The sequence below is a fragment of the Ramlibacter sp. genome, from assembly GCF_050250995.1.
Classification (GTDB): domain Bacteria; phylum Pseudomonadota; class Gammaproteobacteria; order Burkholderiales; family Burkholderiaceae_C; genus Ramlibacter.
On sequence record NZ_JBFWNP010000056.1, the window covers coordinates 1 to 15,589 of the forward strand.

At 69.9% G+C, this 15,589-nt stretch carries 20 protein-coding genes; 7 read left to right on the plus strand and 13 right to left on the minus strand.

Annotation, left to right across the window (positions count from 1 at the left end):
- Positions 1 to 107: 107 nt before the first annotated feature.
- From AB7E83_RS23905 to AB7E83_RS23925, 5 genes are all read left to right on the plus strand, one after another.
- Positions 108 to 509, plus strand: a complete 402-nt coding sequence (locus AB7E83_RS23905; RefSeq protein ID WP_428573336.1) for a hypothetical protein — start codon at positions 108 to 110, stop codon at positions 507 to 509.
- On the plus strand, positions 506 to 847 hold the full coding sequence (locus AB7E83_RS23910; RefSeq protein ID WP_428573337.1) for a hypothetical protein: 342 nt from the start codon (positions 506 to 508) through the stop codon (positions 845 to 847). The genes AB7E83_RS23905 and AB7E83_RS23910 overlap by 4 nt, the downstream gene beginning before the upstream one ends.
- A complete protein-coding gene (locus AB7E83_RS23915) occupies positions 844 to 1,089 on the plus strand; it encodes a hypothetical protein (protein ID WP_428573338.1) in 246 nt (81 codons plus the stop codon). The genes AB7E83_RS23910 and AB7E83_RS23915 overlap by 4 nt, the downstream gene beginning before the upstream one ends.
- A complete protein-coding gene (locus AB7E83_RS23920; RefSeq protein ID WP_428573339.1) occupies positions 1,086 to 1,385 on the plus strand; it encodes a hypothetical protein in 300 nt (99 codons plus the stop codon). The genes AB7E83_RS23915 and AB7E83_RS23920 overlap by 4 nt, the downstream gene beginning before the upstream one ends.
- Before the next feature lie 136 nt (positions 1,386 to 1,521).
- Positions 1,522 to 2,346: a DNA adenine methylase gene (locus AB7E83_RS23925; RefSeq protein ID WP_428573340.1), complete on the plus strand. Its 825-nt coding sequence runs from the start codon at positions 1,522 to 1,524 to the stop codon at positions 2,344 to 2,346.
- 13 nt (positions 2,347 to 2,359) lie between these two features.
- Here the strand turns inward: AB7E83_RS23925 and AB7E83_RS23930 are convergent, their stop codons facing one another.
- The 6 genes from AB7E83_RS23930 to AB7E83_RS23955 form a co-directional block, all read right to left on the minus strand.
- The gene (locus AB7E83_RS23930; protein WP_428573341.1) at positions 2,360 to 2,728 is read right to left on the minus strand and encodes a hypothetical protein; all 369 of its coding nucleotides are present in this window, start codon (positions 2,726 to 2,728) and stop codon (positions 2,360 to 2,362) included.
- A gap of 163 nt (positions 2,729 to 2,891) precedes the next feature.
- A complete protein-coding gene (locus AB7E83_RS23935; RefSeq protein ID WP_428573342.1) occupies positions 2,892 to 3,122 on the minus strand; it encodes a S24 family peptidase in 231 nt (76 codons plus the stop codon).
- Positions 3,119 to 5,317 (minus strand): DUF3482 domain-containing protein, encoded by a 2,199-nt coding sequence (locus AB7E83_RS23940; protein WP_428573343.1) that lies wholly within the window; start codon positions 5,315 to 5,317, stop codon positions 3,119 to 3,121. Before AB7E83_RS23940 ends, AB7E83_RS23935 begins: the two co-directional genes overlap by 4 nt.
- Positions 5,310 to 6,242 (minus strand): threonine/serine dehydratase, encoded by a 933-nt coding sequence (locus AB7E83_RS23945; protein WP_428573344.1) that lies wholly within the window; start codon positions 6,240 to 6,242, stop codon positions 5,310 to 5,312. The genes AB7E83_RS23940 and AB7E83_RS23945 overlap by 8 nt, the downstream gene beginning before the upstream one ends.
- Before the next feature lie 13 nt (positions 6,243 to 6,255).
- Positions 6,256 to 7,203: a 4-hydroxy-3-methylbut-2-enyl diphosphate reductase gene (ispH, locus tag AB7E83_RS23950; protein WP_428573345.1), complete on the minus strand. Its 948-nt coding sequence runs from the start codon at positions 7,201 to 7,203 to the stop codon at positions 6,256 to 6,258.
- On the minus strand, positions 7,200 to 7,652 hold the full coding sequence (locus AB7E83_RS23955) for an FKBP-type peptidyl-prolyl cis-trans isomerase (RefSeq protein WP_428573346.1): 453 nt from the start codon (positions 7,650 to 7,652) through the stop codon (positions 7,200 to 7,202). The genes ispH and AB7E83_RS23955 overlap by 4 nt, the downstream gene beginning before the upstream one ends.
- A gap of 77 nt (positions 7,653 to 7,729) precedes the next feature.
- Between AB7E83_RS23955 and radC the strand changes: the two genes are divergently transcribed.
- A complete protein-coding gene (gene radC, locus AB7E83_RS23960) occupies positions 7,730 to 8,407 on the plus strand; it encodes a RadC family protein (RefSeq protein ID WP_428573347.1) in 678 nt (225 codons plus the stop codon).
- Positions 8,408 to 8,456: 49 nt separating this feature from the next.
- Positions 8,457 to 9,065: a Smr/MutS family protein gene (locus AB7E83_RS23965; RefSeq protein WP_428573376.1), complete on the plus strand. Its 609-nt coding sequence runs from the start codon at positions 8,457 to 8,459 to the stop codon at positions 9,063 to 9,065.
- A 3-nt stretch (positions 9,066 to 9,068) separates the two neighbouring features.
- Here the strand turns inward: AB7E83_RS23965 and AB7E83_RS23970 are convergent, their stop codons facing one another.
- The 7 genes from AB7E83_RS23970 to AB7E83_RS24000 form a co-directional block, all read right to left on the minus strand.
- On the minus strand, positions 9,069 to 9,416 hold the full coding sequence (locus AB7E83_RS23970; protein ID WP_428573348.1) for a nucleotidyltransferase family protein: 348 nt from the start codon (positions 9,414 to 9,416) through the stop codon (positions 9,069 to 9,071).
- Positions 9,413 to 9,802 carry an HI0074 family nucleotidyltransferase substrate-binding subunit gene (locus AB7E83_RS23975; RefSeq protein WP_428573349.1) on the minus strand — a complete coding sequence of 130 codons (390 nt, stop codon included), beginning with the start codon at positions 9,800 to 9,802 and terminating at the stop codon, positions 9,413 to 9,415. Before AB7E83_RS23975 ends, AB7E83_RS23970 begins: the two co-directional genes overlap by 4 nt.
- Positions 9,803 to 9,835: 33 nt before the next feature.
- Complete coding sequence (locus AB7E83_RS23980; protein ID WP_428573350.1) at positions 9,836 to 10,222, minus strand: group II truncated hemoglobin; 387 nt, start codon at positions 10,220 to 10,222, stop codon at positions 9,836 to 9,838.
- Positions 10,219 to 12,750 carry an ABC transporter permease gene (locus AB7E83_RS23985; RefSeq protein WP_428573351.1) on the minus strand — a complete coding sequence of 844 codons (2,532 nt, stop codon included), beginning with the start codon at positions 12,748 to 12,750 and terminating at the stop codon, positions 10,219 to 10,221. Before AB7E83_RS23985 ends, AB7E83_RS23980 begins: the two co-directional genes overlap by 4 nt.
- Positions 12,747 to 14,042, minus strand: coding sequence for a C13 family peptidase (locus AB7E83_RS23990; RefSeq protein WP_428573352.1), 1,296 nt, complete (start codon positions 14,040 to 14,042; stop codon positions 12,747 to 12,749). Before AB7E83_RS23990 ends, AB7E83_RS23985 begins: the two co-directional genes overlap by 4 nt.
- 191 nt (positions 14,043 to 14,233) lie before the next feature.
- Positions 14,234 to 15,070: a formate dehydrogenase accessory sulfurtransferase FdhD gene (locus AB7E83_RS23995; protein WP_428573353.1), complete on the minus strand. Its 837-nt coding sequence runs from the start codon at positions 15,068 to 15,070 to the stop codon at positions 14,234 to 14,236.
- 45 nt (positions 15,071 to 15,115) lie between these two features.
- Positions 15,116 to 15,589 (minus strand): hypothetical protein, encoded by a 474-nt coding sequence (locus AB7E83_RS24000; protein ID WP_428573355.1) that lies wholly within the window; start codon positions 15,587 to 15,589, stop codon positions 15,116 to 15,118.

Sequence of the window (15,589 nt, forward strand, 5' to 3'; positions counted from 1 at the left end):
CCCTCCTTTGCAAGACCAACGGCAACTTCTACGTGAACAGCGAGCTCTCCGGTAAGCGCGTTCAAGCAACCGTCGTCTATCGGACGGCCAACTAAAGGAGCAACCCCATGCCGGAATTCACCGAACGGATCACGCACGTTTGCGACAACATCCTCCCGCGAGAAGCCGGAGGCTTCACCATTGGTCTCAAGACGATCACGGAGACGCTGAGGGACGGCGTGGTGATTGCATCCGCGCCGCATCGCCAGGTGCTCGAGCCTGGCATGGACGTGAGCAGCTTTCCCGACTCGGTGCAGGCCGTGTGTCGCGCGTTGTGGACTCCAAGCGCTGTCACGGCCTGGTCGGAAGCTCAAGTCAATGCGGTCGCCGAATCCACAGCCGCGATTGCCGCCGCCAACGCGAAGCGGCTGGCCGAGCTCGAAAACGCGCAGGCGATCGAGGACCTCCGGGCGGCATTTGCCGCGCGGGTTGCAGAACTGCAGGGGGCGGCGCCGCCGCAAGTGCCGTGAGAGTCATCTACACCCGCGCGATCTTCTGGGCGGACGGGTTCACCGTCTCGCCGCAGTTGGTGCTCATACACCCCCGCCGGCAGGGTGACGCCGCCCTCATCGAGCACGAGCGCGTGCATTGCGACCAGATGCGCCGCTTCGGCGCCGCCACGTTCTGGTGGCGCTATGCGACGAATCGCGCGTTTCGCCTGCTGATGGAGGTCGAGGGTTATCAGAAGGAGATCGCCGGGGGCCGCTCGATCGAGAGCTGCGCGCGCGCCCTGTCGAGCCGGCTGTACATGCTCGGCCTCACCGAGTCGCAGATCCGCGAGCAGCTCGCGAAGAAGGAGCCTTCATGAAGAGCCTGCTCCCCCTTTTCGCGGCGCTGGCTATCGCCGGCTGCGCGACGAAGCCGCCCCTGGAGACCGGCGTGCAGTGCATGAGCCCGAAGGGTGTCGACGCGTACAGCCGCGAGTGCCGCGCATGGCGGCTCGGCCCGACGATCCGCGAGCAGCAGCAGCGCAGGCACCTTCCGCCATTCGCGCCCGCCGTTCGCCGTGGCGGACAAGTCGCGGCCGTCGAACAAGGGACGGCGGCATGACGGGCATCACCACGCTGCGCATCGAGTTCCACGACCGCGGGCCTTCGATCCATGCGCAGCTCACCGGCCACAGCAGGTTCCCTGCCGAAGGGCTGCACGTGGCGAGCATCAGCACCGCGCTGGCCAAGGCGGACCCGGTGCTCTGGCGGGACTTCAAGGCAATGCTGCTCGGCGTGTTCGAGCGGGTGGGCGAGGAGCTGTGCGGCGTGCCGATCGCGCGCGTCACGTGCGAGCTGCCGGACGATCTGCGGTCCCTCGACGACGGCAAACCGCGCGCGAAGGAGCCCGGCACGTAGCAAGAAAAGACGAGGCGAGTGACCTGGTGCGCAAACACCGGGTCACCCGCTTCACCGTGGGTGAGCACGGTTTCGGCCAAGGCCCCGCCACCTGGTACCAGGCAGGGGGATTCTAAAAGTTAAAGCTGAGATCGTGATGAAAAAGAAAGACGAGCTGGGCGACACCAGCGACGACGTGCTGACGGCCATCGGGCTGAAGGCGAAGCCGATCGTTCCGTGGGTGGGTGGCAAACGCCGGCTGGCGGCCGAGATTCTCCCGTGGTTCGAGGCGCATACGTGCTACGTGGAGCCCTTCGCGGGCGCGGCGGCACTGCTCTTTAACAAGACGCCGAGCAAGGTCGAGGTGCTCAACGACGTGAACACCGACCTGGTCAACCTGTACCGGGTCGTGCGCCATCACCTCGAGGAATTCGTGCGGCAGTTCAAGTGGGCTCTCACGAGCCGCAAGCTGTTCGAGTGGGCGCAGGCGACACCGCCGGAGACGCTCACCGACATCCAGCGTGCCGCGCGGTTCTTCTACCTGCAGAAGCTCGCCTTCGGAGCGAAGGTCGAGGGGCAGACGTTTGGGACCGCGACGACTGGCAGCCCGGCGTTGAACCTGATGCGGATCGAAGAGGAATTGAGCGCGGCGCACCTTCGGTTGTCGCGCGTCGTGATCGAGCACCTCGACTGGGCGGCTTGCATAGAGCGCTACGACAGGCCGCACACGCTGTTCTACTGCGACCCGCCCTACTGGGGCACCGAAGGCTACGGCGTGGGCTTCGGCCTCGAACAGTACGACCGCATGGCGGAGTTGCTGCGCACGATGCAGGGAAAGGCGATCGTCAGCGTGAACGACATTCCCGAGATGCGTCGCGCGTTCAAGGGCCTGACGATGCGGCGCGTGGCGATCCGCTACAGCGTGGGCGCCTCGGGCCGGGGGCGCGGCGAGAAGGGAGAGCTGCTGGTCAGAAACTGGTGACGCCGCGCCGCGTTCAGTGCGTGCCCGGCAGCGTCAATGGATTTTCGAGGTCTTCGAGCGCCAGCTTCCCGTCTTCGGTGTGTACGAGGCACCACCAGGTCTGCCGATATCGGTCCGCGCTTGCCTTGTTGTTGGCGCGCCGGGCTATCACCTCGAGGCCGACCAGGTGGAGGCCGTTGCCTGTGATGCGCCGGACGTGGGCGAAGTAGAGGTCGGGAAGCAGCGAATCTGCAGTCCCAGGCTGCAAAACCAGCCGGGCGCGAAGCAGCGGCTTCTCGTAGCCGTCACGCCACGGTCCGAGCTCAAGGTAGCCGCCGACGCCGGACTTCGGCGAAGGAAGGCGCACCCCGCGATCTCGGACTCGGTAGACGGTGACGTACATACATCAGGCGCTGTAACTCGCGGTCGGTTAAAGGCCGGCGAGTGCCAAAGCCGGGCGAAAAGGTGCCAAAGCCGGCGTCAATCCGGTCCTGTTGAGGAGTGCCAAAGGGTGCGTCAAAGGTGCCAAAGGTCGCGTAAATTGGTGCCAAAGCCCGCGGCGCGCTTCAGATGTCGCCGTCCGCGATGCCCGCCCCGCTCATGGACGTGCCGCGCACTCGCCAGAAGAAGGTGGCCGCGGGATGCGTGATGAGCAGTTCGTTGAGGTCGTGCCGCTTGACGTGGAAGTCGTCGGCCGGCGACGGAAAACCGGCGCGGATGGTGCCGGCCATCATCGGCAGCGGCAGGGGTGGCCCCGCGCGGAAAGGCCAGGGGGCGTGAGCGAAACTACTGTTCACGCATACAGTATAGAGCCCCTGTGCGGATACAGGTGCGACAGCGCGCTCCCCCCTGCGGTCTTGAGCACCTGCGTGAGCGCTTTCCCGATGTCGTGGTGGCCGTCGTCGCGCGCGCGCTTCCACAGTTGCGCGAGCTCGCCCTTCTGCAGCGCGATGGCCTGCGAGGCCGCGGCGGCCCAGGCCGTGGGCGCGGCAGCGCCCCGGCCCGCGTGGATGACGAAGAGGTAGCGCAGGAGCTGCAGTTCGGCCAGCGCGTCGAGCTGTTCGTCGGCCAGCCGCACGAGCGGCGTGCCTTTCGGGCCGCCCGCGTTCAGCCAGCGCGCGGCGCCGAAGGCACCCGTGCCGCCGATCAGGGCGCCGAGCGCGGCGCCGGCCCCCATCGTCATGCCGGCGCTCAGCAGATCGATCTTCGCGCCCGCGAGCGCGCCCGCGCCGATGCCCGCGGCGGCGCCCGCGAGGCCGGCCTTTCCGGTGTTCATCGGAACCAGGGCGGCGGGCGCCAATCGCGACGGCATGTCCGCCGCATCGTCGAGCGAATGGAGCCGCAACAGTTCGCGCGCGGACGCGGCCAGTTCGGCATCGACGCTTTCGAGCACGCGCGCCATCGCGGCCTCCTCGGCGCCGCGACGCGCGTCGCGCGCCTCGGTGTCGAGGACTTCCTTCCACCAGGTCCGCTCGCCGCCCACGGCCTCGCTGCGCCGCGCGGCGAAGGCGAGCGGCGCAGCGAGCGCGCGCACGCTCTCGTCCCAGCGGTCGCGCTGGTTCTGGCGCCAGAGTTGCACGAGGCGCTCGACACCGGCGCGCTTGTAGTCGTGAACGTGCTTGCCCAGCGCATCGAGCAGCGGCGCCTCCAGCGGCCAGCACGCCGCCGCGTCGGCCAGGGACACGGTCTCCGCCACCCGCCGCGCACGATGCGACGCCGCATGAAAGACACCTTGATGCAGGACGATGAGCTTCGCGTCCGAGGGCGGCAGCGCATCGACGGCGGCTTCGAACTGCGCCGGGTCGTCGACCGCGAGCCACACTTGGTCGGCCGGCTCCTGGGCCCGCTCCACGAACAGCAGCTGGTCCTCGCGCACGGTGTGCAGCGCGCGGTCCGCGCCGGCCTCGCGCAGCACGCGCGAAAGAATGGCGCTCGCCTGCTCGCCCGCACGCACCACCTGGACGACCACGCGCGCGGGGCTCACGCGGCCAAGCGTCGCCGCGTAGTACGGGTCGGCGAGATCGATGCGCAGCCGGCGCGCCAGCACCTGCTTGCGCAGCATCGCGGCCAGCGCCAGCAGCGCGCGCGGAAGCACGACGGCCAGCACGAGAAGGCCCACGTAGAGCTTCACCCACTTCTGCGCCTCGCCCACGCCGATGTGAACGCCGGCGGCGGAATGCACGCGCTCGATCTCGGCGAGCGTGAAGCCGTCGAAGGGAAGCAGCGCGACCACCGGTGCGAAGAGCGCGGACAAGATGGCATGCACCTGCGGCGCCGACAGCCACAGGCTTTCCCATCCGATGCGGTATTCGCGCACGATGCCGCCCGCGACGATGGAGATGGCGATGCCCGCTGCCCATGCCGCTGCCGACGCATGCAGCACCTGCTGGACGCGCGCGCTTTCCACGGCGCCGGCAACGCGCCACCACAGCAGCCGGAACTGCGCGATCACCGAGCCGCGCACGCGCGCATTCACGCGTTCGCCCATGCGCGCGGGCAGCGCGGCGATGAAGCGGTTGAAGCGGGTCACCGGATTGCGTTCGCGGGCGCGGCCGCGCAGGAAGAGCGCGGCGACGAGCACGAGGTACATCGCGAAATTCCACGCGATGAAGAGCATGAGCGGCGGCGACAGCAGGTCGAGCTTGTGCGGGTCGCCCAGGCGGTCGAGCATGAGGCCGAGGACGAAGGCGACGAGGGGCACCGCCCACGCGAGGCCGGACTGCCACGGGTCCGCCTGCGCGAGGCGCGCGACGCGCGAATCGCGCTTGGCCACGATGTCGAGAAAGCGCCGCGCGCGTTCGGTCAGGTAGCGCGACGACTCCGGGCGCAGCGGCCGCGCGGGGTCGCGCACGGCCTCGAGCGCCTGCTGCTCGAGCGGGTCGCGCTCGGCCGCGCCGACGAAACGGCCTTCGGTGTCGGTGGACTCGATCGCCTGCACGAGCACCACCTCGCGCGCGCGGCGCTCGTCGAGATGCATCACGGGATCAGGCAAGGCTCGCCGGGTCCAGGTTGGCGCCGCAGAGGATGAGCGCGACGCGGCCCTTCGGCGCGGCGCCGCTGCGCAGCGCGGCCAGGCCGAGGGCCGCGGCGGGCTCGACGGCGAGCTTCATTTCCTTCCACAGCCATAGCTGGGCCTCGCGGATCGCGCCGTCGTTCAACAGCACGGCGTCGTGGACGTGCCGCTGCGCGACGTCCCACGCGAGCGCACCCACGCGCCGCGCACCGAGCGCATCGGCCGCGATGCCGCCGACTTCCACGTCGACCGGCGTGCCGGCTTCGCGCGCACGGTACAGCGTTGGCGCGAGCTCGGGCTCGAGCGCGATGGTGCGCGTGCGGTCCTCGAACCACGACGCCACGCCCGCGATCAGGCCGCCGCCACCCACGCTCACGAGCACGGCGTCGGGCGCGCCGCCGCCCTGCGCTTCGATCTCCCGGGCGAGCGTGCCCGCGCCGGTCACGACCTCGGGCTGGTCGTACGCATGCGTGAGCAAGGCGCCGCTTTCGGCCTGCCGAGCCAGGCACGCCTGCAGCGCCTCGGCGTACACGCTGCCCGTCACGACGACCTGCGCGCCGAGCTCGCGCAGCTTCGCCTGCTTGGCCGGGCTGCTCACGGTGGGAACGAACACCTCGCATTTCACGCCGAGTGCGCGCGCCGCGGCCGCCGTCGCGATGCCCGCGTTGCCGCCCGACGCGACGATCACGCCCGCGGGCGGAATCTCGTTCGACAGCAGCCGGTTGAACATGCCGCGCGCCTTGAAGCTGCCGCCGGTCTGCAGATGCTCGAGCTTGAGCCAGACCTCGTCGCAGACGACGCCGAGCGCGGCGCCGGGCAGCTTCCACAAAGGGGTGCGGCGAATGAACTGCGCGTCGTCCCGCGCGAAGCGGGCTGCGGCTTCTTCGATCTCCTGGGGGCTCATCCCCGCCACGGTATCACTGTTGGCCGATCCGCAGGCCCTTGGGCAAGGGGAACTTGGTCGTCTCCACGATTCCGTCCATCTTGCGGATCGACACCGCGCCCAGCGCGCGGATGCGGTCCACCACGTCCTGCACCAGCACCTCGGGCGCGGACGCGCCGGCCGTGAGGCCCACGCGCTTCTTGCCGGCCAGCCACTCGGCACGCAGCTCGGCCGGGCTGTCGACCATGTAGCTGTCGACGCCGAGCTTGCGGGCGAGTTCGGCCAGGCGGTTGCTGTTGCTGCTGGTCGGGCTGCCGACGACGATGACGACGTCGACCTCGCGCGACAGCATCTTCACCGCGTCCTGGCGGTTCTGCGTGGCGTAGCAGATGTCCTGCTGTTTGGGCGCGCGAATGAGGGGGAATCGGGCTTGCACCGCCGCGCTGATTTCGGCGGCATCGTCCACCGACAGGGTGGTCTGCGTGACGACGGCGAGCTTCTCCGTCTGTTCCGGCTGCACGCGCGCCACGTCCGCGACGTCTTCCACGAGGTGGATCCCGCGATCGAGCTGGCCCATCGTGCCCTCGACTTCGGGATGGCCCTTGTGGCCGATCATGATGAACTCGTAGCCCTCACGGGCGAGCTTCGCCACCTCGACATGAACCTTGGTCACGAGCGGGCAGGTCGCATCGAAGATGCGGAAGCCGCGCTGCTCGGCCTCGGCCTGCACCGCCTTGCTCACCCCGTGCGCGGAGAACACGAGCGTCGCGCCGGGCGGCACTTCGGCGAGGTCCTCGATGAAGATCGCGCCCTTGGCCTTGAGGTCGTTGACCACGTAGGTGTTGTGCACGATCTCGTGGCGCACGTAGATCGGCGCGCCGAACTTCGCGAGCGCATGCTCCACGATGTCGATCGCGCGGTCGACCCCCGCGCAGAAGCCGCGCGGCTCGGCCAGGATGATTTCTTCGGGGCGGGCGCTCATAGCACGCCTATGACATGAACTTCGAAGGTCACGGGCTGGCCGGCGAGCGGATGGTTGAAATCGAACAGCACCGCGTCGTCCTTCACCTGTTGCACCGCGCCCGCGTACTGGCCCGTTCCGTCGGGCGTGGGGAACTGCACGACGTCGCCCACGGCGTATTTCTCGTCGGGGTCGCCCAGCTGCAGCAGCAGCTTGCGCGCGACCCACTGCAGCATTTCGCCGTTGCGCTCGCCGAAGGCCTCGCCGGGCGGCAGCGTGAACGTCACGCGCGCGCCCTCCTCCAGGCCCAGCAGGCGCTGCTCGAGCGCGGGCGAGAGTTCGCCCGCGCCGAGCGTGAGCGTCGCGGGCTTGTCCGCGAAGGTGTCGATGATGGGCCCGCCGGGGCCGGCCAGGCGATAGTGGAGCGTGAGGAACGAACCCGCCTCGATGCGGGGCGCGATGGCAGCCATGGAAGTCCCGATAAGATGCCCGTATTGTAGGAAGTCGGTTCTCGTCGCTGTTTCCCGCTGCCGAATCGCCCCGCGTCATGACCGTCAAAGACCTCCCCCTCGATGTACGCCCGCGCGAGAAACTGCTGTCGCGCGGCGCGGCTTCGCTCTCCGACACCGAGCTGCTGGCCCTGCTGCTGCGCACGGGCACGGCCGAACGCGGGGTGCTCCGCATGGCCGACGAGGTGCTGCAACGCTTCGGCGGCCTCTCGGGCCTGCTGAACACCGGCGCCGAGTCGCTGAAGGAAGTGAAGGGCCTGGGCGGCCCCGCCAAGCGCGCCGAGCTGCTCGCGGTGATGGAGCTCGCGCGGCGCGCGATGGCCCAGCAGTTGTCCGAGCGCACGGTCTTCGCGTCGCCCGAGGCGGTGAAGGACTACCTGCGGATGCACCTGGGGCACCGGCCGCACGAGGTGTTTGCCGTGCTGTTCCTCGATTCACAGAGCCGGCTGATCGCGACGGAGGAACTCTTTCGCGGCACCCTCACCCAGACCAGCGTGTACCCGCGCGAAGTCGTCATGCGCACCCTGCACCACGGCGCGGCCGCGGTGGTGCTGGCGCACAACCATCCGAGCGGCAGCGTGCAGCCCTCGCGCGCGGACGAGGTGCTGACGCAGGCGCTGACCGCCGCGCTCGCGCTGGTCGACGTACGCGTGATGGACCACGTCATCGTCGCGCCGGGCGGGGCGTTCTCGATGGCGGAGCGGGGGATGCTGTGAGCGCGAGGCGCCCGTCGTGAAGGCCAAGTCGCTCCAGGACCTGGCCGCGATGCGCAAGCATCTCGAAGAGCGGGAGCGCGTCGCGAAGGCGGCGGAGGCGGCGCGCGCCGAACACGAGCGCCGTCTGAACGCGGAGAAGAATCTGTTCAGCCGTGCCGCCGGCAAGGTCGAGCCGCTGCGCCGCCAGGGCCGCGTCGAGTTCGTGCCCGACCCGCCCGCGCCCATTCCCGTGCAGCGCCAGCTCGACGACCAGCGCGTGCTCAAGGAGGCGATCAGCGACGAGTTCGATGCGTCGACGCTGCTCGACGTCGACGACGCGATGAGCTTTCGCCGCCCCGGCATCGGACTCGACGTCACGCGCCGTCTGCGCCGGGGCGACTGGAGCATCCAGGCCGAGGTCGACCTGCACGGCCTGCGACGCGAGGAAGCACGCGAGGCGCTCGCGAACTTCCTGCGGGAGGCGCATCGGCTGGGCCTGCGCTGCGTGCGGGTGGTCCACGGCAAGGGCCTCGGCTCGCCCGGCAAGACGCCCGTGCTCAAGGGCAAGGTGCATGGCTGGCTGATCCAGAAGAACGAAGTGCTGGCCTTCGTGCAGGCGCGGGCGGACGAGGGGGGCGCGGGGGCGGTGGTGGTGTTGCTGAAGGCGCTGGGCGCGTGAGCCTCAGGCCATCCGTCCGGTGACGGTCGGCGAAGGGCGAGGCTCCCAGAAAATCTTTCGGTCGCGATCAATCGCTGCACGCAAGTTCGCATCGAGCGCGTCGTCGAGCAGCACGGCATCGACGCCGTAGAGCAATTCGAGCGACTCGATGCGGCCCAAAAGCCGCGCATGGTTCGCAAAGGTCCAGTCCGGCGCTTCGATCGCGATGTCGATGTCCGATTCGGGCCTTGCATCTCCTCGCGCACGAGACCCGAATATCCACACGCGCCTCAGCCCGCTCTGGCCGTCGAAGAGCGCGCGCAGCCGAGCCAGCGCGGAAGGCGCGATGCCGAAGTCGGGCGCCGGGTTCACAACGTGGCTAACCGGGTCTGCAATCGATCGAAGGCATGGATCGCCGTGCTCCGCACGAACACGGCAACTTCGATTGCCTTGGCCTCGTTGTAGGTGTGGCTCGTGAGATTCCGATAGGCGCGAATCTGGTCCCAGTCCTCCGGGTCGTCGAGGAGCAGCGCGCGAAAGGCGACAGGCAACACCTGCGAAGCGAGCTTGCCGACCCGCTCCCCTTGCAGGGTGAGGAGGTCGAACAGACTGAGCCACGCCATCTCGAACGTGAACTCGAACCGCTGGATCACCGCATCGCGCACGATGTCCGTTTCCGTCTCGCGCAGCGCCTCGTGCAGGCGCGCGAGCGCCTTGTCGTACTGCGCCCGATGTTGCTCGAACCGCTGTCTGGACATTTCAGGCATGGCGAATTGTAGATTTCGGCGGAATCAGCCGTGCGTGTTGCGCATCCAGTCCGCCGTCTGCGCGAACGAATCCCTCAGCCGCGCGCGCAGCGTCTCGTCCACGCCCACCTCGCCCATCGCCTGGTCCATGCACGCGAGCCACTGGTCGCGCTCCTTGATGCCGATGCGAAACGGCATGTGGCGCGCGCGCAGCCGCGGATGGCCGAAGCGGTCGGTGTAGTGCGAGGGTCCGCCGAGCCAGCCGCACAGGAACCAGTACAGCTTCTCGCGCGCGCTCGCGAGCTCGCTGCCGTGCGCGGCGCGCAAGGCAGCGTACTCCGGCTCCAGGTCCATGAGGTCGTAGAAGCGTTCGACGAGCGCCTTCACCTTCTCCTCGCCGCCGATGGTCTCGAACGGGGTGGCCTGCGTCATTCGGAGGCCTTGCGCAGGGTTTCGACGACGGGGCGGTTGAGCACTTCCCGCAAGCCCCACCAGCCCGCGGCCAGCGCGAGCGCGGCACCGGCCGCGGCGCCGGCCAGGGGCACCAGCGGGGACGCCGTCCAGTTGAAATCGAAGGCGTACTTCGCGAGGCCCCAGCCGACACCCACCGCGACCATGCTCGCGAGGAAGCCCGCGAGCATGCCGACGCCCGCCAGCTCCGCGCGCTGCACCTGCCGCAGCAGCGAGCCGCGCGCGCCGACGGCGCGCATGATCGCGAACTCGCGCGCGCGCTCCTCGCGCGTCGCCGTGACGGCGGCGAACAGCACGACCACGCCGGCCGCGAGCGTGAAGCCGAAGAGGAACTCCACCGCGCGGATCACCTTGTCGAGCACGCCCTGCACCTGCGCGATCGTCGCGCTCATGTCGACGTTGGTGATGTTGGGGAAGGCCCGCACCAGCTGGTTGTCGAAGCCCTGGGTCGCCGGCGCGCGGTACGAGCCCATGAAGGTGACCGGCACGTCGTCCAGCTTCGCCACCGGATACATCACGAAGAAGTTCGCGCGCATCGACGTCCAGTCGACCTTGCGCAGCGACGTGATCTTGGCCTCGCTCACGGTCCCGGCCATGTCGAAGCGCATCGTGTCGCCGAGCTTCAGGCCCAGCGTCTTCGCGATGCCCTCCTCCACGCTCACCGTGCCCGTTTCGCCCGGCACCCAGCGGCCGGCCACCACCTCGTTGTGCGGCGGCTTTTCCGTGGCGTAGGAGAGGTTGAACTCGCGGTCGACGAGCCGCTTCGCGCGGTCCTCGGCGAAGTCGTCCGGCGACACGGCGCGGCCGTTCACCGCGACGAGGCGGCCGCGGAACATCGGATACCAGTCGAGCCGCTGCACGCCCGCCTGCTTCAGCGTGTCGACGAACGCCTGGCTCTGGTCGGGCATGACGTTGATCACGAAGCGGTTGGGCGCATCGGGCGGCGTGGCCTGCCGCCAGCTCGCGATGAGGTCGGTGCGCAGCAGCACGAGCAGCACCAGCGCGAGCAGGCCGACCGACAGCGCGCTCGTCTGCACGACGGTGTACGCGGGCTTCGCGGCCATCTGCCGCGTGGCGAGCACCAGCCAGCGCGGCGCCGTCGTCTCGTCCACCACGCGGCGCAGCAGCTTGATCGCGACCCAGCTCAGGCCCGCGAAGACGAGCACCGCGCCCGCGAAGCCGCCCACGGCGATGAGGCCGAGCTTCAGGTCGCTGCTTGCCGCGAGCAGCAAGGCGGCGAAGCCCGCAACGCCGATCCCCAGCACCGCGAGCGACGCCGGCTTGAGGCCGCCCACGTCGCGGCGGATCACGCGCAGCGGCGGCACCTGCGCTAGCTGCAGCACGGGCGGCAGGCCGAAGGCGAGCAGCAGCGTGAGGCCCACGCCGAGGCCGAAGAGCACGGGCCACGGACCCGCGGCCGGCAAGGTGGTCTCGACGAGGCTGCCCAGGAGCGCCACGAACACGAAGTGGACGCCGAAGCCGACCGCGATGCCGGCCACGCTCGCGGCCAGGCCGATCAGCGTGAACTCGAACGCATAGGCGAGCGCGATGGTGCGCTGGCTTTGGCCGAGCACGCGCAGCATCGCGCAGGCGTCGAGATGGCTCGCCGCGAAGCCGCGCGCGGCGAGCGCGACGGCCACCGCGCTCAGCAGCGCCGCGAGCAGTGCGACGAGGTTGAGGAATTTTTCGGCGCGGTCCAGCGTCTGCCGCATCTCGGGTCGACCGCCTTCGAGCGACTCGATGCGCACGCCGCGCACGCCGCCCTGCTTCGAGGCTTCGGCGGCCCAGTCGGCAAAGCGCGCAACGTCGCGGTCCGGGCCTGCAACGGCAAAGCGCCAGTTGATGCGGCTCGCCGGCTGCACGAGGCCGGTCGCGGCCACGTCCGCCTCGTTGATCATCACCCGGGGCGCGAAGTTCATGAAGCCGGCGCCGCGATCGGGCTCCATCGTCACCACGCGCGCGATCTTCAGCTGCGCATCGCCGAGCAGCAGCGCGTCGCCCAGCTTCAGCTCCAGCGCCTCGAGCAGCGGCGCATCGACCCACGCCTCGCCGCGCGCGGGCACGTCGCGGGTGGCTGCGCCGGGTGCATCGGACGCCGTGGCCGTCTCGAGCCGGCCGCGCAGCGGGTAGCCGGGCTGCACGACCTTCAATGCGACAAGTCGGCTTGCGCCACCTTTCGCATCCGGCGCGCGGCCCATGGTCGGGAACACCATCGTCGTGACGCCCTGCAGACCGAGCGTGCGGGCGCGTTCGATGAATTCGCGCGGCGTGGGGTTGTCGCTGGCCACGACGGCATCGCCGCCGAGGAGCTGGCGCGCGTCGCGCGAGAGGCCGCCCTTCAGCCGGTCGGCGAAGAAGCCGACGGCGGTGAGCGCGGCCACGGCGAGCGTCACCGCCACGATCAGCAGCTTGAGTTCGCCGGCACGCAGATCGCGCCAGAGGCTGCGCCAGCCGAGTTGCCAGCCGCTCGTGTTCGTCCTGCCCTTCATCGCAATGCCTCCTGCGGTGCGCCGAGGCGCTGTTCGAGCGAGCGCAGCACGGGGCGGATCTGCTCGCCGACGTGGATCTGCGGATTGGAGAATCCGTCCTTCTTGCCCGCCTCGACCTCGCGCTGGCGGATGAGGGGCACGGCGGCGGCGAAAGCCTGCTCGAAGGAGTGCGTGTTGCGCAGCTGCTCGTTGAAAACGGCGCGGCCGAAGAACGTGAGCTCGGACAGGCGTCCGCAGCCATACGACGTGTGCGTCGCATCCGCCGCCGTCATGACGAGCGTGGTGTCGCTCGCGAGCGGCCCGACCCAGCCGCCCGAGTAGCAGGCCGACACCGCGATCACCCGATGGCGGATGCCGGCGTTGTCGAGCGCGGCGCGCAGCTCGCCGGGGCTCACGGGCTCGACCTGCAGCGGGCCGTGCGTTGCGGCCAGCATGAAGTTGCTCGCACCGTGCGAGGTCAGATAGACAACCAGCACGTCCTGCTCGCGGTCCATTCGAAGCGCCACCGCATCGATCGCGCGCTTCAGGTTCGCGGGGGTCGCCCACGGCTGGCTGCCCGCGGTGTCGGCATGGTTCACGAGATGCAGCACGCGCGCTTGCGCGTCGAAGCGCTCGGCGAGCACCGAGGCGACCATGCGGCTTTCGCGCAGGAACACGTCCTCGTCGGCGAACGGCGCGAAGACGATGCCATAGACGTCCGCGACGCCGGGGCGTTCCGGCGCGAGTGCCTCGACGGACGTCCGCCACAGGGCCTGCTGCGCCTCGAACACCTCCTGGCTCAGGACCAGGCGCGGGACCTCGGCCTCGGCCACGGCCTCCTCGTCGGCGCGCCACGGCCGGTCGGGGAACTGCCACGAGGCGAGCGCGAGGATGAAGGTGGAGCCGAGGCCGTAGGCCCACAGCCGGCGCCCCCGCAGACCGAAGCGGGCGCTGAGCTTCACGCCCATCAGCAGCAGCCAGGCGGTGAGGCCGAGATAGAGCGCCCAGCTCAGGACCGCGTCGCCCTGCATCGCCTCGGGCAGGGCTCCGTGCGCATGCGCGATGGCGACGATCTCGGTGACGAGCGCCGCCGGCCAGACCGCGACCAGCCACAGCGCGAACCATGTCGCGAGCCCGTGCGCGCGCGTCCGAGGCAGCAGCGACCACACGAGCAGGCACAGCGCGGCGGTGGCGGCCCAGGGGGCGAGCCAGGCGCGCAGGTCGAAGGTGGCGGGGCCGGGGACTTCGAAGCGCGCGATGGCGATCTCGAGAGCGCTCAGGCCGGCGAGCAGCGCGAGGAGCTGCCTCGGCAACGGCGACGCGTCGCCGATGCGAGGTGCGAGGAAGACACCCGCGCGCAGGCCTTCCCGCAGCCAGGCTGAGATCGAGGGCGAACTCCGCCGCGGGGGGTGCTCGGTTCGAGCCTCCGGTTCATGCATGGCGGGATCATGCCATCGCGCCGCTCCGGCTGCGGAATGCCCGGCCGTGCAGGGATGACGGTGGGCTAAGGCCGCGTTCCGGCCAGCGCCGGCTGCAGGACCAGGCGCTCGACCCCCGTGTAGCAGAGAAACCGCCTGTTCGTCGCCCGCCCGACGGTGCAGAGCCCGAGCTTGCCGGCGACCTCGTGCCCCATCTGCGTGATGCCGCTGCGCGAGACGACGATGGGCACGCCCATCTGCGCCGACTTGATGACCATCTCGCTCGTGAGGCGGCCGGTCGTGTAGAACACCTTGTCGCCGCCATCCATCAAGGGCTCCTGCAGCCACATCCACCCCGCGATCGTGTCGATGGCGTTGTGACGGCCGACGTCTTCCACGAACAGCAGCATCTCCTCGCCGCGGAACAGTGCGCAGCCATGCACCGAGCCGGCCGACTTGTACGTGCTCTCCTGCAGCCGGATCGCGTTCACGATGCCGTAGAGCTGCGCCTGCGTGAGCGTCGCGGCGGGCAGGCGGATCGTGTCGATCTCGTCCATCAGGTCGCCGAAGACGCTGCCCTGGCCGCAGCCCGTGGTGACGACGCGCTTCGCGGTGCGCTCCTCGATGCGCTCGATGCCCGTGCGCGTCTTCACGGCGGCCACGCCGACGTCCCAGTCGACGGTAATCGACTCGACTTCGTCGACCGAGCCCACGAGGCGCTGGTTCCGCAGGTAGCCCAGCACCAGCCACTCGGGGTGCGCGCCCAGCGTCATGAGGGTGACGAGTTCGCGCTTGTCGACGTAGACCGTCAGTGGCCGCTCGGCCGGAATGGACGCGGTGCCGCGTTCGCCGAACTCGTCGACGACGTCGATGGCGCGCGTGAGAGGCGCGCGGGCGCGGGTCAGGGTGGGCAGGCGCTGCATGCGTCGGCGCGGACTCGCATCCGCGCCGTCATCCTCGATCGTGCGTCAGGACTTCTTCGCGGCGGAAGCGGCCGGCTGCACCTTGATGGCCTCCTGCTTCACGCTCGGCGGCGCCTTGGCGGTGCCGGCGGGCGAATGCGCGCCGGAGGTCTCCAGCGGCGTCTGCGACGGCGGGTTGTACGCGAACGGGCCGGGGTCGGTGCATGCGGCGATCGACGGCGGCGCAGCGGCCACCGGGGTGCCCGATGCCGCTGCGGCGGCGGGCGTGGCGGCGGGCATGGCCGGCTTCGCGGAGGCGGCGGCCATCGGCGTCGCGGCCGTCTTGCGGTAGCTCGCCACCACCTTGTCCTGGGCCTTGCACAACAGATAGCCGTCGACCTTCGCCTGCCACGCGGTCTTCGCCGCCGTCTCGGCGGCCTTGGCCTTGGCGGCGTCGTCGAGCACCGGAGCGGGCAGCTTCGCGAGCGCAGCGCTGCCGAGCGCCAGCACGATCGAGCCGAACAGGAGGTGATGTTTCAT